The sequence below is a fragment of the Paenibacillus anseongensis genome (genome assembly GCF_009757995.1).
GTDB classification, from domain to species: domain Bacteria; phylum Bacillota; class Bacilli; order Paenibacillales; family NBRC-103111; genus Paenibacillus_E; species Paenibacillus_E chondroitinus.
Window position 1 is genome coordinate 1,001,489 of record NZ_WSEM01000016.1, and the last position, 19,473, is coordinate 1,020,961.

The 19,473-nt window shown below is 46.1% G+C and carries 14 protein-coding genes; 3 read left to right on the forward strand and 11 right to left on the reverse strand.

Annotated features, from left to right (window positions below; translation table 11 throughout):
* Window positions 1-18: 18 nt before the first annotated feature.
* From GON05_RS20980 to GON05_RS21020, 9 genes are all read right to left on the reverse strand, one after another.
* Complete coding sequence (locus GON05_RS20980; protein WP_127452047.1) at window positions 19-1,278, reverse strand: efflux RND transporter periplasmic adaptor subunit; 1,260 nt, start codon at window positions 1,276-1,278, stop codon at window positions 19-21.
* A gap of 29 nt (window positions 1,279-1,307) precedes the next feature.
* Window positions 1,308-4,418 (reverse strand): efflux RND transporter permease subunit, encoded by a 3,111-nt coding sequence (locus GON05_RS20985; RefSeq protein WP_157321508.1) that lies wholly within the window; start codon window positions 4,416-4,418, stop codon window positions 1,308-1,310.
* A gap of 290 nt (window positions 4,419-4,708) precedes the next feature.
* Window positions 4,709-6,859, reverse strand: a complete 2,151-nt coding sequence (locus tag GON05_RS20990) for a hypothetical protein (RefSeq protein ID WP_157321510.1) — start codon at window positions 6,857-6,859, stop codon at window positions 4,709-4,711.
* Window positions 6,860-6,913: 54 nt separating this feature from the next.
* Window positions 6,914-8,386: an ABC transporter substrate-binding protein gene (locus GON05_RS20995; RefSeq protein WP_157321512.1), complete on the reverse strand. Its 1,473-nt coding sequence runs from the start codon at window positions 8,384-8,386 to the stop codon at window positions 6,914-6,916.
* Window positions 8,383-9,306, reverse strand: coding sequence for an ABC transporter ATP-binding protein (locus GON05_RS21000; protein ID WP_127452040.1), 924 nt, complete (start codon window positions 9,304-9,306; stop codon window positions 8,383-8,385). Before GON05_RS21000 ends, GON05_RS20995 begins: the two co-directional genes overlap by 4 nt.
* Window position 9,307: 1 nt before the next feature.
* On the reverse strand, window positions 9,308-12,253 hold the full coding sequence (locus GON05_RS21005) for an ABC transporter permease (protein ID WP_157321514.1): 2,946 nt from the start codon (window positions 12,251-12,253) through the stop codon (window positions 9,308-9,310).
* A complete protein-coding gene (locus GON05_RS21010) occupies window positions 12,253-13,347 on the reverse strand; it encodes an efflux RND transporter periplasmic adaptor subunit (protein ID WP_157321517.1) in 1,095 nt (364 codons plus the stop codon). Before GON05_RS21010 ends, GON05_RS21005 begins: the two co-directional genes overlap by 1 nt.
* On the reverse strand, window positions 13,310-14,080 hold the full coding sequence (locus GON05_RS21015; protein WP_157321519.1) for an ABC transporter ATP-binding protein: 771 nt from the start codon (window positions 14,078-14,080) through the stop codon (window positions 13,310-13,312). The genes GON05_RS21010 and GON05_RS21015 overlap by 38 nt, the downstream gene beginning before the upstream one ends.
* A 254-nt stretch (window positions 14,081-14,334) precedes the next feature.
* Window positions 14,335-14,880 (reverse strand): GNAT family N-acetyltransferase, encoded by a 546-nt coding sequence (locus GON05_RS21020; RefSeq protein ID WP_157321521.1) that lies wholly within the window; start codon window positions 14,878-14,880, stop codon window positions 14,335-14,337.
* Between the two features lie 188 nt (window positions 14,881-15,068).
* Here GON05_RS21020 and GON05_RS21025 point away from each other — a divergent pair, with 188 nt between their 5' ends.
* Together GON05_RS21025 and GON05_RS21030 are read left to right on the forward strand one after the other, a co-directional pair.
* A complete protein-coding gene (locus GON05_RS21025) occupies window positions 15,069-16,451 on the forward strand; it encodes a dipeptidase (RefSeq protein WP_157321523.1) in 1,383 nt (460 codons plus the stop codon).
* A gap of 18 nt (window positions 16,452-16,469) precedes the next feature.
* Window positions 16,470-16,976, forward strand: a complete 507-nt coding sequence (locus tag GON05_RS21030) for a GNAT family N-acetyltransferase (protein ID WP_157321525.1) — start codon at window positions 16,470-16,472, stop codon at window positions 16,974-16,976.
* A gap of 98 nt (window positions 16,977-17,074) precedes the next feature.
* On the opposite strand, the gene GON05_RS21035 is transcribed toward GON05_RS21030, so the two are convergent.
* Together GON05_RS21035 and dapA are read right to left on the reverse strand one after the other, a co-directional pair.
* Window positions 17,075-17,464 (reverse strand): RidA family protein, encoded by a 390-nt coding sequence (locus GON05_RS21035; protein WP_157321527.1) that lies wholly within the window; start codon window positions 17,462-17,464, stop codon window positions 17,075-17,077.
* Window positions 17,465-17,483: 19 nt separating this feature from the next.
* Complete coding sequence (gene dapA, locus GON05_RS21040; RefSeq protein ID WP_157321529.1) at window positions 17,484-18,359, reverse strand: 4-hydroxy-tetrahydrodipicolinate synthase; 876 nt, start codon at window positions 18,357-18,359, stop codon at window positions 17,484-17,486.
* A 123-nt stretch (window positions 18,360-18,482) separates the two neighbouring features.
* Between dapA and GON05_RS21045 the strand changes: the two genes are divergently transcribed.
* Entirely contained in the window at window positions 18,483-19,367 is an 885-nt protein-coding gene (locus tag GON05_RS21045; protein WP_157321533.1) for a LysR family transcriptional regulator, read from the forward strand.
* Window positions 19,368-19,473 lie beyond the last annotated feature (106 nt).

A 19,473-nucleotide genomic window follows, 5' to 3' on the forward strand; every position in this document is an offset into this window, starting at 1 on the left:
CTCCTCCTTGAGCCCCTGCTAGTTGCTCACTTTAATTTTATCTTGATCTTTCAGCTGGTGCTGTCCGGAAATTACGAGCATCTCGCCTTCCTTAACACCGGATAACACTTCTTGATTCGTTTCGTTTAGGCGACCAAGTTCAACCTTACGCTTTTGTACGGTTTCCCCGTTCGCGATATACACATAGCTGTCGCCGCCTTCGCGAACGATACTAAGGCTCGGGATAACCGGTACGATTTGTTCATCGTCTTTTGTAAGCTCGACTTGCGCTTTGGAGCCCGGTTTCAACTTGCCATCCGGATTCGGGACCTCTAACTCCAAATCATACGCCTTGGATTGACCATTGATCACATCAGATAAATATGTGACTTTAGCGCTCGCTTTATCTGTTACGTCTGGTATGTAGAAAATAAGTTCGTTTTTGCCTCGAACGAGAGCTGCCGATGCTTCGGTCAGTTGGGACTTGATTTTGACCGGGTTCGTCTGCTGCACTTCACCGACACGGCCGCCTGGTGATAAAGTTTCACCAACGGTCACATTGAGATCCGTTAGCACACCGGAAGCAGGCGCTTTTACATCGAGGTTGCTTAGCGTTCTATCAATGCTCCGTGCGCTTACCTGTGCTGACTCCAGACTAGTTTCCACTTGTGCAAGAGAATTCGTCTCTTGCGCAGTTTTCAGCGTTCTACGTGCGCTCTCCAAATCTTTTTTCATATTTGTTAGCGCTGTTTCGGACTGTTCTAACTGCGTTTTCGTTGCTGTACCTAGATCGTATTCATTACGAGCCTTATTATAGGCCTTCTCAAGATCGCTAACGGCCGTTTCTAATTTGGACACCCCGTCTTTGGCATCAGCAATCCCGTTGGCTGTCTTCTGTTTGGCTTCAACAAGCCCGGCCTGGGCTCCTTTTATACTCACGGTATTCAAGTCTTTTTGAATCAAAACATCGGTCGGATCCAAGCGGAACAGCACATCGCCTTTTTCAACTTTATCTCCGCGTTTTTTAAGAATTTCAATAACTTCACCGCCTGACTTCGCTACCACATCCAATTGTATGGAAGAGACAACATCCCCTACTTGCTCGATCGGATTACCAATCTTTTGTTTAGCAATTTTAGCCGTTTTTACAACTTTAACTCCTTGCTCGGCAGCAGTTCCCGGCGTTGCGCTCGGGCTTGCAGCAGGTGATGCGGAACATCCTGCGATGATCGCCGCGCTAAGCGCGACGACACCGAATAATTTGGCACTTTGCTTAATCGTGAACAACTGACGTTTCATATTCGATTTCTCCTTTTCCCCAATTCAGCTTATTGAAGCGCAGATGGTGCTTGCTCCGTTTGTATGGTTGACGATTTCCCTTTTCTTTTGAACCAACGACGATCTCTCTTTTTAAATAAAATCTCATACATAATCGGCACAATGACCAGTGTTAACAACGTTGAAGTTGTAAGTCCCCCAATAACAACGACCGCCAATCCTTTGGAGATAATGGTCCCTTTGGATAAACCTAATCCAAGCGGCAGTAGGGCAATAATCGTTGCGCCTGCCGTCATAATGATCGGTCTTAAACGGGTAATCCCTGCCTCAATAAGTGCATCACGGATGGAATGGCCATGCTCCCTAAGCTGCTGTACACGGTCTACAAGTACAATCGCGTTCGTTACAACGATACCGATCAGCATGAGGAAACCGATGAGTGAAGTAACATTGATGGATTCTCCCGTAATCAAAAGCCCTAGAAGCCCTCCAATAGCCGCAAGCGGCAGTGAGAAAAGAATAGCCAGCGGCGCTCTTGCGTTCCCAAATGCGATTACCATGACAATGTAAACAATGAAAATGGATGCAAAGATGGCGACAAACATTTGCATAAAGCTTCTGTTAATATCATCAGAAACCCCTTTGACTTCACGTGAGACCCCAGACGGCAGCTCCAGCTTTGCCAGTTCAGCCGTTATTTTTTGGCTCACGCCACCTTTATCCGTACTGTCAATTTTGGCGCTTACACTTACAATTTGTTCTTCATCTTCACGACTGATGCTGTTGGGCGCGTCAATTTGCGAAATATGAGCGACTTCATTTAACTGTATAGTTTGACCCGTAGGTGTTTTGACCAAGAATGTGCCTAATTTATCCACGGAATTTTTATACATTGGATTAAGCATAACTTTGGTTGCATAGGTCACATTGTTAAACTTCAAATCTCCGAGCTTTTCTTCTGCGATCCAGGAACTAACAGATTGTAGAATTTGCGCTGAAGATAGTCCGTACAATCGCGCCTTATTTTGATCGACCGTAATCTCAACTTCCGTTTTAGAATCACTCAAACTATCTTTAATATCATTTATTTCTGGAAACTCTTTCAGCTTCTCTTCTACCATCTTTGCAGCTTGTTGGAGATATAACTGGTCATCGCCCTTCAGCGAGTAGGCAAAATCAGAGCCTGTTGATGTTGGAGGTCCACCCGTAAACAACTGGACGTTGACATCCGAACCTGGCGGCATCAATTTCAGCATATCTTCTTTGTAGATTTTGACAGCCTCTGTCGCATCTGTGTCTGCGGTTAATTCGAAGAACATCATCGCTCTATAAGCATACCGGTCGCTGCTTTGGTTATAACCAACTAGAGATTCGATATACTTGAAAGCAGGATTGCCCAATTTGTCTTTATGCTGCTTCAATTCTCTTTCGAGTTCTTTGGATTTTTCATTCATCATCTCAATGGATGTTTCGCGAGGCATTTTTATTTCAATGGCCCCTTGTTTGACAGCTTCACTGTTTGGCATGAAGGCCACTGCTAAATTCGGAACCGTAATAACAATAGAAAGAATAAGGGCTACTCCAGCTATCAAAAGCGTTTTGATGCGGTTGTTTAAAGACCAGATGATCGCTTTCTTATACTTCTCACCCATCGGTCCAACATGATGTTCATCGTGGTTGGTAAGTTTATTGGATTTAAGCACCATCAGCTTCGCCAACATAGGAATGACAGTTAACGCAACAATTAATGAAGATAAAAGAGCAACAACCAGCGTTATCGCAAAAGGACGGAAAACTTCGCCGACAACCCCGCTTACGAAGCCGATCGGACCAAATACACCTACGGTTGTAATGGTTGAAGACGTAATTGCACTCGAAACTTGTTTCGTTGCTAATCGAATAACGGATTCATTACGTTGTTGAGCCACTTGCAGCTGGCTATAAATATTTTCGATAACGACGATACTGTCGTCTACTACCCGGCCAACCGCGATTGCCATACCGCCAAGCGTCATGATATTCAGGGAAATGCCCAATGGTCCCATGACTAACAACGTGACGAGAATCGATAGAGGAATGGAAACGAGTACGATCAGTGTCATCCGTATATTACGGAGGAACAGCAAGATCATGACAGATGCCAGGATTGCACCTAAGCCGCCTTCTTGGACCATTCCATGGATAGAATCTTTAATATCGTTGGCTGAGTTATAAATTTTGTGAAACTTCACACCAGGCAAAGTCTGGGCCCAGTCTGTCATTAATTTATCTGCGCTATCTGCAAATTCAACAGCGTTGGCCGCTTTGGTTTTGTACAAAAGCACACCGATCGCCGGTTTATCGTCTAATCTGGCAATAAACTTGGATTCGCTAATGGCTTCAACCTTGGCTATCTGCTTAAGGAGTAGCGTATCGCCTGTTTTTGTCGTGATTTTTAAATTGTCCAAATTGTAGATGGTATCCATTTCGCCTTTCACACGAACCATCTGTTGGTTACCATTGAAATCCACGGTACCTGCAGGACTGGAAACCAATGCTGCCTTAATGGATCCAGATACATCCGCTGGAGTTAAACCATAGTTGTTAATCGCAGGCGCATCCAGCTTAATCGTGAGTACTGCGTCCTGGTTACCGACAGAGTCGACATGGTCAACCCCTTTAAGTCCATTAAAGCCTGGAAGAATTGTATCCTTGTACGCATTATCCAGCTCAGCTTGGTTCATTCCCTCGTCACCGTATACGGCTAGATAGTAGACCGGTTCGGAAGCAAAGCCGGCTGTCAACACCTTAGGCTTCTCAGATCCCTGCGGAAGCTTAACATTGGAGATTAAGCTCTCAACGTCCTTCTTCACATCTTCCGGCTTCTTATCCTGTTCAAGCTCCAAAATAATTTGTGAGTAATTATCCTGCGAACTTGAGCTAAGGGTCTTTAAACCGTCTAGTCCTGCAACCGCCTTTTCGAGCGGCTTCGTAACTTCGTCTAGCACATCCTTAGGAGGCGCTACGTATGTAGTACTTACAATGACGACCGGAAAAGTAATGTCTGGAAAGCTTTCTACCTTGAGCGTCGTTGTGGAGTACGTACCACCTACGACTAACAGCAGCATCAGAATGAAAATTGCTGCTACATTTTTCATTGAAAACTCGGTTAACTTGATCATTCTCACTTCTCCCCTATCACCAGCTTTAATACTCTGAAACACTCACTCAACCATCATACTTGGAATTTCTTAACAAAACATAAAATTACATTGGAAAATTTATGTTTTTTTTCGGTCTGGGTTTATTATATATCGGGCTATGTATAAAAACAGGTGAGTGAAGTCATATTTCAGTCATATGTTGGTCATATGGCGGGCAATCCTGTTATGACTTCTTATGACTGGACACAAAAAAAGGGCTGCTCATTGGTTTTTGCAGACCATTTGAGACAACCCTTAGATGTATGTTATTAATCCGTAGTAATAAACCAATCTGCTTTCTGAGAAGCAACTAATTTTCGTTGCCCCTGGAATTCGTCGTACACACTAAGTGTATATTTTTGCAGGAATTTTGTGTTAAAAATAAGGCCTTCATCGGGGATCGAGATTTTGAAATTCTCTCTTTTCCCAAGTCGCATCTTCGTATCCTCATCTCCCGTGGATTCTCCATTGAAGACGTCAAAGTCTTTGAAATCGAATCTCCTCTCAAAACGTTTAATTCCGCCGCCATCTTCAAATACAAGCAATAAGTTGTGGCCTTCGGTATTAATTTCGGTAAGCTTCTCTTTCGTTAACTCGTAGTTGAATTTGAGTGTAAATACTTTATCCTCAATACTCGTCCCAATTTTATTAATGCTAATCGTGTAAGGGAATAAGTCCACATTTGTAAGTGTATCTGCCACTTTCGTAATCTCCGCTGGCAGTGTATAGGCAACTGGATTTACATAGGAATCAGCTACAGCCTTGTCGCCTTCCGACAGTTTTCCTTCCGTTACGGCTTCGCCAAGAAGCAAATTCATATTCTCCGTTGAAAAGCCTTTTGGCACAGGCGCCCAAACGTTAAGCAGCCCTTTTCCCGATGGAGAAATTTTGTTCTTCACTTCGGCAACAGAAGCCGGGAATACGGTTCCGTCTGGCGACCGGAAATTCGCGACAAGCTTGGTGGCGTTCGTGAATCTTTTCTCCAGGTTAGTCACCTCAACCATAGCGGAATACATGATGCTCGTTTTGTCCTCATAGGTCGATACACTTCTAACTGCATACTTGGCTTTGCGCCCGACATCCGTCGACGAGTAGGATTCGCCCAATCCAATTAAAGGAACGGCTTGCAGTTCAGCTTGAGTTGAGAACTCAAGAACATCCGTTGTTGTTGTGCTTGTAGTCTCTGTTCCCGTAGCTGGCTCATCTCCCTCATTCTCTTGGAGTACAAGCTTCACGTGAGAGAACTCATACGTATACGGCAATTTGCCGGCAAGCTGCAGGTTAACGCTTGTACCCGCTCCAAGCCCAATCACTTTAGCTGTCTGGATAAGCTTTGCATCGATTTTGACCGCATCATCCAGGAGGAAATATCCGGACAGTTTCGGAATGGGCAGCGACTCATCTCCCTTATTGCTCAGTACTAGATCTGCTGTCAAAAGATCTTGATCCTCCCAAGGAAGACGGTGAAGACCACCTAGCTGAGCTGTGTAAACGCCCGATTTATTCGTGAAAGAATACTCTTTGCCAATGGAACCACCTTCTTGCGATGATACGGCAGGAAGTTGGAAATTGGCTACGGCTACATTAAGCTTCAAATCCGCAATCGTATCCGCAATGGCCAGCTGCCAAGCATCCGCGGCTACAGCTACGGGAATCGAACCGGAGAGCTGAATTTCCTTACTCTCTTTTGGATTAATTTTCAAATCCTTGACCCCTTTGGCTTCCAAAGGATACAAGAGCCCGTCCTGTGTCCTAATTGAGAATAAGTAAGCAGGGACAGTTACAGCATGACTACCTACATTCTCCAAGGTCAGATAAACCGTAGGAACATGATATTTCTCGTTTTTGTTGCTGACGAATTTTTTAATAGAAGCGCGTACTTCCACGCCGCCAATCGAAATGGTGCCCGTACCTTCAGAGGGAACGACATCTGTATAATTCTCCGGTACAGCGACCTCTCCAAGCACCCGTTCGAAATTCGTTTGGCTAAAATCCCACTTGATGAATTGGACAACAAGGTCCTGAAGATTCGTGCTTGGATTCACCGTTGCATAGAATGTTAAATCGGTTGTAGAACCGGGGGCTACCCGGTTCTTATCCTTATCAGCAGGCAGCAAGCGCGCTGAGAATTGATTGCCTGATTTACTTTTCAATCTAGCCCAGTAATCAATAAATTGCAGTTCACTGCTGCCTTCATTATGAATCGTAATCGTGAAAGTCGCGATCTTGCCGCTTTGATCAGGTAAAACATGAATTTGCTTTAATTCAAAATAGCTGCTATTCGTAATCGGTACCTTACCTATCGCCATAGTTACGGCGGCTGGACTACCATCTGCCCAAACGGGGGTTATGGCGCCAAATGCCATTGTGGCAGACAAAGCAATTGTGGCCGCATATTTGTAGCCGAACTTGATCTTCATGGTGTGAATGGCCTCCTTCATTGTTTGTAACAGTCATCTTATCGTTAGTCGTTATTAACCGGCAGGCACAGCTTGCATAGTCATAGGTTTCGGCGGTTCACCTGGATTTTCCTTCATTTGCTTCAGCATCGCATCGCCTTGGGTTTGCCATTCTTTCAGTGCCTCACGAGCCGTCGTTTTTCCTTGTAAAACATTGTTAAACAATTGATGGCCAATTTCTTGGACTTGATAAATATTTGGCTTATCACGATAAATTTTGAAGTTATTATCCGACGGAGCAGGAATAACATTGTAAAATGCCTCCATATGGAAGTCCAAACCGTCTTTCGGCTTCAAATACTTGGAACGCGCAACTAAGTTATAAGAACTGTATGATTTCAGTTTGGCCCAGTCATCGCCATTCACGAATTTAATGAATTTCCAGGCATCGTCCGGATTCTGCGCTTTCGCGTTAATCCCCATAATCCCATTCATATAAATGGAACCGCCCACGCCTTTCGCTTCAGGATGGGAAGGAATTGTTACAACATCCCAATCAATCGGTGTAAATCCTTTGTAGCTGGCAGCGTTTTTGTTCGCATTCGTAATTTGTTGAATTTGACCATAATTAATAATTCCCATTGCCAAGCGGTTCGACATGAAATCGTCATAAGCAAAAGGATTTTCTTGATCGAATTTCCGATTCATCCCCTTTTGTGGATCCATAAGCTCAGGGAACACATTGTCTTTTTGCAGCTGTGCCATCTTCGTCCATACTTTTTCCCACTGATCCGTATCCACCGTCATTTTATCTCCAGCATCATCAAACATCTTGAGTTGAAGCGGAGCCGTGTACATTTGCATGCCATAGAACAAATCGCCTTGAGCCTGCGTTGAGAATGAGAAGCCGTTCAATCGGTTCTCTCCTTCTCCTTTGGTCAGCCGTTTGGAAAGGTCAAAAACCTCATCCCACGTCATACCGTCTTTCGGAAAATCAACACCGGCATCCGTGAACATTTTCTTATTATAAATCAAAGCCGAGGACGAGAAGGTTGGCGCAAGTGCATACAACTTACCACTGCCAGCGTTTTTGATGCCATCAATGACAGCAGGCACAATGCCTGTTGTATCGAATTTATCTTTCGTAATCAGCGGATCCAGTTGCGTCAGCATATTGCTTTCAATAATATCCGGCAGCTGTTCGAAGCCGACCATCACGACATCCGGCGGGTTATCCCCCTGCATGACCTCTTTCAGCTTCTCCATCGGATCCGGCATCTTCTCACCAGGCTGCACCCCGCCATAGCGATACTTATCATCCATCGTTGGAATCATTTCAATCTTAATATTCGGGTTGGCGAACTCAAATATTTCTGTAAACTGTTGTCGGAAATACTCATCATCACCGAACCCCATGGATGTGGCGATCTTCAGCACCCGTTCCTGTTTATCGTCCTTTTTCTCACCCTTGGTACAAGCCACTGCAAGGGGTACGACCATGGCCAAGGTCAAAGATGTAGCGACCATTTTACGTGTAATTGATTTCATTTGGATTTACCTCCGTCAGCATGTGAATTCATATCTTTGCCCCCAAAAGCCGGTATGGCTTTTGGCGCTTTAATCATAATTTTCTCGCCGTCAAACTCCATCGTTGCTTTGCCTTCGATTTGCAAGGCGTTCAGATAAGCTTTGGGCACTTGCAAGCGGCCTGCACGGTCTAATACAACAAACTCTTCATGGTCCTTATTTGCAAGTCCACCCGCAATACCCGCCGTTCCTACAAGTGACGGACTGCGCGCAATAAACTCTGAACTGGTCATTCCATCCCGGATAGCAACGACTCTTCCCACTTTTCCAGCCATGGATAAATCATGGGTAACAATCACAATCGTAACCCCCAATTCTTTATTCAGACGCTGAAAAATGTTTAGTATCATATCCGCCGTTTTGGAATCTACGGAACCTGTAGGTTCATCGGCGAGCAGCAGCCTCGGACGGTTAGCAAGCGAAATCGCGATAGCTACACGCTGTTGTTCGCCTCCTGACAGCTCTTGCAGTTTATTGTTCAGCCGATGGCTAAGCCCGACCCATTCCAACAATTGTTTGGCATAGGCGGGATCATATTTCCCGCTGAGCATCATCGGCATTTCTACATTTTCAAGTGCGGTCAAATAGGAAACAAGATTGCGAGCGTTATTTTGCCAAATGAAGCCGACTGTATGGCGTTTGTATTCGACCAGCTGCTTATCTGTGATTTTCAACAAATCCCAATCGCCGACTTTCACTTGACCTGCGGAAGGACGATCCAGACCTCCCAAGATGTTCAACAAGGTAGACTTGCCGCTTCCGCTGTTCCCGATAATGGCCATGAGCTCGCCGGCATCAACTTGGATGTTCAATCCTTGCAAAGCGACAACTTCCACTTCGTCTGATTTGTAAATTTTGACTAAGCCTTCACAAGTAATCATTCTATTTCTCCTCCCCGAGCTTCACAGCTTGATGAACACGCAGCCTTCTAATGTGCAAGAACAGCAGTAAAGCTCCTGTTGCCATCATGAAAGCTACAACGAAATAGAGCTGATTGGTATCTTTGGAGTCGAAAACAACCCGGAAAGGCGGCACTTGAGTCTTCACATTCTGTGAAGTTTGCAAGAAAGGCAAAAAGAAATAACTAGTCAGTTTACCTATTGCTATTCCTAAGGCAATCGATAAACCTGCTGTAAAGCCTTGCTCAAGCAGCAGCATGCCGGTCAATTGCTTGCGGGAAAGCCCCATCGCGCGAAGGACCCCAAACTGCACGACACGACTTGAAAGATTAAAGAACCAGTACAACATATAGCCGATTAAAGACACAAGGACAGATACGAGAAAACCTAAGCTTAGAATCCCGAAAACTCCGCCTCTGGCTGGAAGCTTTTTCTGAACAATGAGTTCATTGCGAACATCCTTCACAGAAGCCAGCTCGATTCCCTTATTTTGCAAAGCAGTTACAATCGGGGCCACTTTCGCGTCTGGTTTCATCTTCAGCCAAACTTCATAAGGGACCATAGGCGCTTGATCGTATACATAATCCAAATTTGTAATGAAAAATGGCGTCTGATCGGGATATTGACTTGGCCAGTACGGAAGAATGCCAACGATGACGAATTCCACAGGCTGCTGGCTAATCGTAATGGAAAGCAGATCCCCGGCTTTCAGCGCATACTTGCTTGCATAATTAGAAGGAATAATAACCGCTTGCTCATAACTGCCAAGCAAGTTCAAATATTGATACGGAGGAGCTGGAAATAAATCTGGCCGGAACCACCCGACTTTGGCAAAATCGACGTTATCGATACCCATGACAAGTCCTTGGCCCGTCGATTTCCCGGAAACCACGACGTTGCCTTTGGTTTGCAGCACTCTTGCCGCCGCCTGAACGCCCTCAAGCTCGCGAAAAACTTGAAATGGCGGCTCGACGTAGCGAATTTTCGATGGTGTCTCCTCTCCGGGATTTCCACCACCCTGACCGCCTTGGCCTCCTTGACCACCGCCAGCACCGTTTCCTCCATTCCCGGAGCCACCGTTACCGCCGTTATTACCTCCTGCGCCGCCACCCTGAGAACCTCCAGAATTCCCGCCTGCATTAGGATCTTTAGGCAGATCATCGGAGAAGCCTTCCCATACCGTTTGCAGCACCACATCCGTTCCATATTGATAGAGCGTTCGCTCCGTGGAATTCAGGTCAATCGTGCGTGCCGCCGAAGAATTGTATACACCGAGTCCCAGTGTAAGAATCAATAACAGCATTAATGGATAGTATGCTTTGGCCGACCGGGAAAGCTGCACAAGTGTTAAGTAGAGAGGCACTGGAAGGAATCTCCGCCCAAGCCATCCAAAAAAGCGCAGCAGCCACGGGAAAATTCGCAGAAAGAATAATCCCAACGCGAAAATCGAGAGTGCAGGCACAAAAAACAGTAGCGGATGAACTTGCAGCTGATCGGTCGTTAAGCCAGTCTGTACAGACAACACCTGACGCTGATCAAACAGATAAAAGCCATAACCTACAACACCGAGCAGTACTATGTCTATAAACCAACGCTGCCATAGCGGAGATCGATCAGATCGAGCAAGGAGCTGCTTATAGTTCACGATTGAAGCTTTGGCGAAAAGAACCGCAGGAATGACACTTGCCAGGATGGCAATTAGCACAGCAAGCCCACCGTACAGCATTGCTTCCTTGGTAAAACTGACCGGAATTGATTTGCGGTCCACAAAAGTCAGGAACCCGCTGGAAGAACCTATGCTCTTGGCCATGAACCAGCCCATGAACGGTCCAACCACCAACGCTATGATCCCTAGCGATAAACCTTCCAGAAAATAAATGCCAATGATTTGCTTCGTACTGCCGCCCCTGCTTCGCAGAGTGGCAATAACTCCCCGCTGCCGATCCAGGGATTGTCTGGCATTCATAACAATGTAATAGAAGACCATGGCAATCATAGGTGCTGCTAATGTGAATAATAAAATTTGCATCTGCAAGCTTTGCGCCTTAAATTCAGCAAGCATCGGCTTGAAGGAAACATCGACCTTCGTATTTTTAAGTTTCTGGAACAGGTTGATATCCAATCTCTCCAGACGTTGATCTAGCGGTGACAACTGACTTGTTTGAATATTCCGAAGGTCGAAAGCATAATACCAATTAGCCAGCTGGAGCGGAATTTTCTTCTCTGTTAGCAATGTCTTCATAAAAACATCATCACTTACGATAAGGGAGTTAAGTAACCCCTCTAAACCTTGAAACCAGTACGCATCCGCTTCATTTTTGGGCTTGAAAGAGCCGACAATCTTCACCTTAAGCAGTTGGCTGCCTCCTGCACCAGAAACCGAGTAGTTGAACACATCGCCGATGTGCAAATCATTCCGGTATAGAGCTTCATCCAAAACAACAGCTTCCAGAATACCGTTCTGCACTTGATCCGAAGCCATTTGACCGATGGACCAATCCACGTGATTGTTCAGCTCGCTCCATGAGGTGAGCGCCATTTGCCGCCTCTTGCTGGGATCTACTTTCGATGGATCAACAGGAGTTATTTGAGCTGCTTTGATCGTGTAGCTTTTGGCAAAAGTTTCAATCGGAAATCCAATTTCTTTGGGAATTTCTTCTCCTATGTACACATTGACGTCTTTTAGCTCGTCTAACCCTGCACGTTCCGTCCCAACCGCTTGATATCGCATAAGCACAGATCCAGCCGGAAGTCCGCTGCTCTTCTCTTCGAGCGATTTGGCTACGACACGCTTCAGCGACCCGTCCGCATACATCGGTATGCTGGTTGTAAACGCAACAGCCATAATCAAACCAAGCAATGTGCTGAGCGTCAGCCAGCGGGTATTCCACATTTTCCGAAATAAAAACCGCAGCATGGGAATAGACATTAGCGACCAACTACTTTCTGTCCGGCGGTAAGACCTTTTACAATCTCTACATCCGTTGACGTCTGTTGACCGATTTCTACATCAACTTCCTTCTTATTTCCCTGATTATCAACTACCTGCACATAATTCCGACCGGAGTAGGATCTAAGCGCCGCAAGCGGGATCGTTGTCGCGTTTTCTTTCCTTTGGGTAATAATTGTCACGCTAAGCGGTGTTCCACGATTCAGGCCTTTTGGGAATTCATCCAACTGAACGACTAAATATTGATCAATGGAGTCCTGTTTGCCGTCTTGCCCGCCTCCCGGGAAGCCGCCGTTATTATTCCCTGCCGCTTGCGGATTCGGCAGCTGCTTAACCTTTCCTTTGTGCTGTCCGGCAGAGTTAATATCCACTTGGACTTCCATCCCGATGGAGACTTTCTTCGCATCGTCTGCGCTTATACTTGCCGCCACTGTCAGTTCATTCAAGTCCGCAAGTGTCGCGACGGACTCTTCTGACTTCACTGTGTCGCCTTTCTTCGCTGTAACCGTGACGATCGTTCCGCTGAACGGTGCGAGAAGCTTCGCTTTACTCACTTGGGTTTCCAGCTTCGTGAGTTCCTCCCGCTTCAGCTCAAAATCAATCTTCGCCTGCTCAATTTGCTCCGGCGTCATTTCGTCCGCTTTTCGCAGCGTTTCGATCATCGTCAGCTCATCTTTGCGGGTTTCAAGCCTCTTCCGCTTCAAATCGCTTTCCATATCCGAAACGTCCAGCTCAGCAACGGGCTGACCTTTCTCAACCGCATCGCCATTTTTCACGAGAATGGCACTGATCCGTTTGGAAGTCATATCTTCGGAGAAGAACAGCTTTTCTTCCTGCAGCGCCATGAGACGCCCGCTCCCTCTTACTTTCGTCTCAAGTGTTTCTGTTTTCACCGTGTATTCAGGCTTCTTGGATAACTTAGGTGGATTAATGCTTGGAAGCGCCTCTTCTTCCTGTTCCTTTGGCAGCAGCGAGCAGCCGGAAGATAGAATAAGTGTAGTAGAGATAAGTAGTGCAGTTACGGGCTTTCCCCAGTTAGGAGACGAATTTCCCGTCCACCATTTCGTAAACATGATCGGCATCCTCCAAAATCGTAGGGTCATGGGTCGTCATACAAATTGTTACCTGCTCCGTTGCAATCATACTGCGAAAAACGGACATGATTTGTGCTCCCATCTGGGAGTCCAGCTCAGCCGTCGGTTCGTCGGCCAAAATCAAGGAAGGTCGATGCGCAATCGCCTTGGCAATGGCAACACGCTGCTGCTCACCGCCAGACAGCTCGAAAGGCCGATGGTACATTCGCTTACCGAGCCCGACGAGTTCAAGACAATACGCAACCCGTTCTTTCCATTCAGACCGAGGAACACCCGCCATGCGAAGCGCAAGCTCCACATTTTCCCATGCTGATAACAACGGCATTAAGGCATACGATTGAAAAATAAAGCCGATCTCCTTTCGGCGAACTAATGTTCGTTCATTGTCGCTCCCTAAATGAAAAGCATGATTTAGGAACATGATTTCTCCTTCATTCGGCTGATCAAGCCCCCCAATTAAATTCAAAAGTGTTGTTTTGCCTGAGCCTGAGCGGCCTTTGAGCATTACAAGCTGTAGCGGTCTGAGTTCCATCTCAATCCCTTTCAGCACCTCTAAACGCTCGCCGCCGACTTGAAAAGAGCGATGAACACCCGTTACCGTTAGCAGCGGCGAATTATGTACGTGCGTAGCTGCTTGCAACTCGTTAGAGATTATCTTATCCTCAGTACCTGCAGGCTCAGCCCTGTTATTTTTGCGAAACCAATTCGCCATATGGTACTTCTTCCTTTCATTTCCAAAATAACCTGTATGATAAATTAGACGTTCGATGTTTTCAAAAAGTTCCACGAAACTGAAAATTTGCTGAAAGTTTTTGAGCACGAACATTCTCTTGTATGAATCTATTAAAATATACTATCATTTGTAAAAAAATGTTATACAACAAAATACCTAATTTTATCCAAAAAAGGACCATCCTGAAAGTCCTTACAGACTTTTGAGATGATCCTTATCTACATCTACCGCTTTTATTCCATAGCCGTATTTCGCAGCACCATATGAATATGGTCCTCCCAAACACCATGAATTTTCAAATATTTGAACGCTAAGCCCTCCTCATAGAACCCCAGTTTCTTCACAACCATCAAAGAGGCAGCGTTGCGTGGCATGATGTTGGCTTCAATTCGGTGCAGCCCCACGACCTCAAAAGCATAGTCAATCATGGCCTGGACCCCCTCCGTCATGAGCCCCCGATTGACGAGACTTCCATCCATTCGATAGCCCAGATGGCAGGATTGAAAAGCTCCTCTGACAATATTGCTCAGAGAAATCGACCCAATCACACGGTCTTCATACAACATCCATACTTTCAGCAGCAAGCCGTCCTCGATCAGTTTAACTTCTTTCTCAAGCAAATCAGCTTGATACGAATTCGTATAATACTGCTCATTGCGCTCAATTTCCCATTCCTTCAAAAAAGCCCGATTGCGATTCACATAATCAAGCACCAGCTCAGATGAAGTTGGATCTAAACGAACCAAAGACATTCGATCTGTTTTACAAACAAGCTGCATGTTACTCCTCCTTAACCGTCGCGGTTCCGTTTATTTGGCTTTACAATAATACCCGCTTCCCCAAGCTGCATGCAACTGTCCTACAAAATGTGAAACGGCAGCATTCATTTGCAGGATTTTCCCGCCCTTTGGGGAAGTTAAAAGAAGTAGCTTATTAAGAATTGCTTACAAAGAAGGAGAATACCGACATGATTGAAACAATCAAAACCTATTTGGAAGAGCAAAGAGACCAACACATAGAGGAATTAATGCAATTTTTGCGGATTCCAAGTATTAGTGCTGTTGCCGAACACCAACCGGATATGAAGCTCTGTGCGGAATGGACGGCTGACTCCCTCAGAAAAGCCGGCTTAGAAAATATTGAAATCATGCCTACTGGCGGGCATCCTGTCGTTTATGCTGACTGGCTGCATGCAGAAGGTAAACCAACTGTGCTTATTTATGGACACTATGACGTTCAACCGGCTGACCCAATGGAATTATGGGACACTCCACCTTTTGAGCCTGTCATTCGCGATGGGAAGCTTTATGCCCGTGGCAGTACAGACGATAAGGGCCAACTCCTGCTTTATGTAAAAGTGGTCGAAGCTTTCCTTCGCACGCAGGGCACTCTTCCCGTGAATGTGAAATTCTGCATTGAAGGCGAAGAAGAAATTGCCAGTAAAAACCTCCCTCCCTTTGTAGAAAAGTACCAAGACAAATTACAGGCTGACGCCATAACCCTTTCAGATACTCAGATGCACGGCCCTGGCAAACCGGCGCTTATGTATGGCTTGCGTGGTCTTGCCGGCTTTGAGATTACGATCGATGGAGCGAATAGCGACCTGCATTCCGGGTTATTTGGCGGGGCTGTCCAAAATCCGATTCATGCTTTAACCAAGCTGCTAAGCTCTTTTCATGATGCCGATGGCCGGGTAGCCGTTGAAGGCTTCTACGATCGGGTTATTGAGCTTTCAGACAAAGAGCGCGAAGCTTTTAAACAAGTTGAACCGAATGAAAATAAAGTCCGTACTGATCTAAATGTTGACAAGTTATATGGGGAAAAAGGATTCTCGTTCTACGAACAAACAACGTCCAGACCCACTTTGGAAATAACTTCGGTGAGCGGCGGTTTTCAAGGTGAAGGGATTAAACCGATTATCCCGAACCGTGCTTCCGCCAAAATTGCCTGCCGACTCGTTGCTGCGCAAGTCCCGGATGAGATCATGAATGCCGTTGAAGCGCATATTCATGCCCAAGATTTGCCTGGCGTTAAAGTAACGCTCGATCGTCAATTACGCGGCAATCCATTTATTACGCCAATCGACGAGCCTGTTATGGTTGCAGCTGCAGAAGCCTTTGAAGATACATATGGCGCTTGGCCTGTGTACACACGAAGCGGCGGCTCCATTCCCATCGTTGAAGTATTGGGCCGCGTGCTGGATGCCCCTGTTGTTCTGCTCGGCTTTGGCCTTCCGGGTGAGAACTTGCATGCCCCTAATGAGCATTTCCATTTGATCAATTGGGAAAAGGGAACGGAGACAATCAGCCGTTTCTGGCTGAAACTAGCTGCACGAAATGAGAAAGCATGAGAGGAATGAGCGAACATCATGAGCACAACAAATCTATCTCTCCGCGACGCCAACTTGGAAGATCTCGCGGATATCGTACGTATCTATAATTCAACAATCGCAGGGCGCATGGTTACCGCAGATACGGAACCCGTGACGACAGCCAGTCGTGAAGGCTGGTTTCATGAGCACTCCGCCGATTTCCGGCCTTTATGGGTATTGGAAAATGGCAGCGGAATCTGCGGTTGGCTTAGTTTTCAATCCTTTTATGGCCGCCCGGCCTATAATGCCACGGCAGAAGTCAGTATTTACATAGACGAAACATGCCGCGGCCAAGGAATCGGCCGATACCTCATGGAGCAGGCTTTAGAAGCTTGTCCAAAGCTGGGGCTTAAGACTTTGCTGGGCTTTATTTTCGGTCATAATGAACCTAGTTTGCAGCTTTTCCGTAAATTTGGTTTTGAAAATTGGGCGCATCTGCCTGGCATTGCCGAGCTTGACGGAATCGAACGAGACTTGATTATTCTTGGTAAACGGGTCGGATAACAAATAACAACGCAAATAGCGCTTTTTCCTCTTGTCAGCGATATGACATCAACGACAAAACGGAAAAGCGCTATTTATTTTTTAACCTGAACACATCTCTACTCTTCGGTCTTCAACGCCTCAACTTCAATTTCGATCATTAACCTGGGATCAATTAAAGCTTTCACTTCAACCATTGTTGCCACAGGCTGAACATCCCGGAAATATTCCCCATGCGCACGGCCGAATTCCTCCCATAAGGAAATATCCGTCACAAACATGCGCGTTCGTATGACATCCGACATCGTGGCTCCAAGCTCTAAGAGTGCTTTCTCAATCGTTTCCAGCACATAACGCGCTTGCTCATAAGCGCTGCCTACGCCAACCACTTCGCCATCCCTCATTGCTGTTGTTCCGGCTACCTCAATGCGATTTCCTACTCGGATTGCGCGGCAATAACCTACCGTTGGCTCCCAAGGCGAGCCTGTAAATACTTTTGTTCGAGTCATCCTTCACTCAACTCTCCTTTTACAGATAAGATGCAAGCTTAGCGCGCAAACCTTCCGATACCGGCATAAGCGGCAAGCGAAGCGTACCCGTTTCAATGCCCCCTTGCTGCTCAAGCAGCCATTTCAGTGGAGCTGGATTAGGCTCTTGGAAAAGCAGGCGAATCAGCGGAAGCAATTCTTCAAAAAGCTCTTGGCTTTTCTCCTGCTGCCCTGCCAGAAATTGGCGGTAAAACGCTACAAACCGCTCTGTCTCCACATTCGCAGATGCGCTCATTACACCCTTAGCTCCTGATTGAAGAGCCTCGAAAAGCAACGTATCTTCACCGCACAAAATCGGCTTCGAGCCCACTCTAGTAAGCTCCGAGACTAGCTGAGTGTTGGGCGTACTGTCTTTCATTCCAATTACACCATCCAGCTCGAGGATGGTCCGAACCGTATCCAGCTCTAATTTAATCCCTGTACGATGGGGAACCTCGTAGAGAATCACGGGCACACCAACACTCGCAACACGGCGAAAATGCTCAATAATCCCTTGCTGACTAGGTTTATTATAATACGGTACTACGACTAAAGCACTGTCAGCGCCAAGTTTTCCAGCTTCTTCTGTTTTACGCACCGTAGAACGCGTATCATTCGTGCCCGTGCCCACTACAAGCGGGACATGCACATGGGCTGCATCTCGGGCAGCTTGAGCGGTTGCAAACATAACGCCCAGTTCATCACTCGCAATCGTCGGGGATTCCCCTGTCGTACCATTAACGACGAGCCCATCGATTCCGTCTTGAAACAAATTATAGGCATGATTATAAAAGGAAGCAGCATCCAACTCGCCATCTTCGTCAAAAGGCGTAATGATAGGAACATACACACCATGCAAATCTTTTTCATTTAACATATAAGCCATCTCCCCGTGAATTTGATGTTGTACATCCACTTTAGCATGGAATATCGCATCACAGTTAGCTATAATAAATGATACTACTCATCAAAAATTTTGAAGTAAGAATTGGAGGCAGCCATGGACTTAACGTATTTCCGCACCTTTCGGGAGGTTGCCCGAAGAAAGAGCTTTACCAAGGCCGCCGAAGAATTAGGCTATGCACAATCCAGCATTACGATGCAAATTCAGAAGCTTGAACGTGAATACGGCGTTCCTCTTTTTGAACGATTTGGTCGGCAGCTACGGCTTACCTCTCCTGGTGAAAGCCTTCTGAAACTGGCCGTGCAGATGCTCGATCTCTATGATCAATCCAAAGAAATGGTGGCAAGCCAGGTCACCGGTACTTTGACGATTGGCACGATCAACTCGCTAGCAGCTTATTACCTGCCTCCTTATTTACAAGCTTTGAAACAGCTTTATCCTGGCCTCAATATTCAGTTATATCCGGACAGCGAAGCCTCCCTGATGACCAAAGTTAGAGAAGGCGACTACGATCTGGGTTTGCTTTTGGACCGATATCCAGCTGAGCCCCTCTTAACCTGTACGAAAATTAAAGAAGAACCATTGCTGCTCGTTGCTCCATTGACTCATCCGCTCACACAATTAGACCGAATTGAGCTTACCGATCTACAACAAACTGAGTTTATTGTGACAGAAGAAAGCTGCATTTATCGAGGCATGTTTGAGAAGCTGCTCAAAGATAACGCCATCCCGTTCCAAATTGGCTTCGAACTAGGCAATTTAGAGGCCATTAAACAATGCGTCATGAACGGGCTCGGGATTGCGCTGCTTCCCAGAATTGTCGTTCAGAGCGAGCTCGAACAAAAAAGGCTTGTTTCCCTGCCTTTTTCACATGAAGATTTAAAGTTGGATATCCAACTGCTGCTTCATCCGAAAAAGTGGATCTCCCAGCCCTTGCAAACTTTTATCCAACTATTGACCAATAACGAGGAAGACAAATAAAAAAGAAGCCCTCCTTTTCGAAAAGGTAGGGCTTCTTCGCATTTTATTTATATTTGGATGTCGGGAATGTCATCCTAATGTGGCGCCGCCGGTGCGGTAACCAGTC

Bases quoted from the DNA above. Each gene is read 5' to 3' on its own strand.
- GON05_RS21045 (WP_157321533.1), top strand. From the start codon at position 18,483: ATGGACTTAACGTATTTCCGCACCTTTCGGGAGGTTGCCCGAAGAAAG.
- GON05_RS20985 (WP_157321508.1), bottom strand. From the start codon at position 4,418: ATGATCAAGTTAACCGAGTTTTCAATGAAAAATGTAGCAGCAATTTTC.
- GON05_RS21010 (WP_157321517.1), bottom strand. From the start codon at position 13,347: ATGTTTACGAAATGGTGGACGGGAAATTCGTCTCCTAACTGGGGAAAG.
- GON05_RS21020 (WP_157321521.1), bottom strand. From the start codon at position 14,880: ATGCAGCTTGTTTGTAAAACAGATCGAATGTCTTTGGTTCGTTTAGAT.
- GON05_RS20990 (WP_157321510.1), bottom strand. From the start codon at position 6,859: ATGAAGATCAAGTTCGGCTACAAATATGCGGCCACAATTGCTTTGTCT.
- GON05_RS20980 (WP_127452047.1), bottom strand. From the start codon at position 1,278: ATGAAACGTCAGTTGTTCACGATTAAGCAAAGTGCCAAATTATTCGGT.
- GON05_RS21025 (WP_157321523.1), top strand. From the start codon at position 15,069: ATGATTGAAACAATCAAAACCTATTTGGAAGAGCAAAGAGACCAACAC.
- GON05_RS21000 (WP_127452040.1), bottom strand. From the start codon at position 9,306: ATGATTACTTGTGAAGGCTTAGTCAAAATTTACAAATCAGACGAAGTG.
- GON05_RS21015 (WP_157321519.1), bottom strand. From the start codon at position 14,080: ATGGCGAATTGGTTTCGCAAAAATAACAGGGCTGAGCCTGCAGGTACT.
- GON05_RS20995 (WP_157321512.1), bottom strand. From the start codon at position 8,386: ATGAAATCAATTACACGTAAAATGGTCGCTACATCTTTGACCTTGGCC.
- GON05_RS21035 (WP_157321527.1), bottom strand. From the start codon at position 17,464: ATGACTCGAACAAAAGTATTTACAGGCTCGCCTTGGGAGCCAACGGTA.
- dapA (WP_157321529.1), bottom strand. From the start codon at position 18,359: ATGTTAAATGAAAAAGATTTGCATGGTGTGTATGTTCCTATCATTACG.
- GON05_RS21030 (WP_157321525.1), top strand. From the start codon at position 16,470: ATGAGCACAACAAATCTATCTCTCCGCGACGCCAACTTGGAAGATCTC.
- GON05_RS21005 (WP_157321514.1), bottom strand. From the start codon at position 12,253: ATGTCTATTCCCATGCTGCGGTTTTTATTTCGGAAAATGTGGAATACC.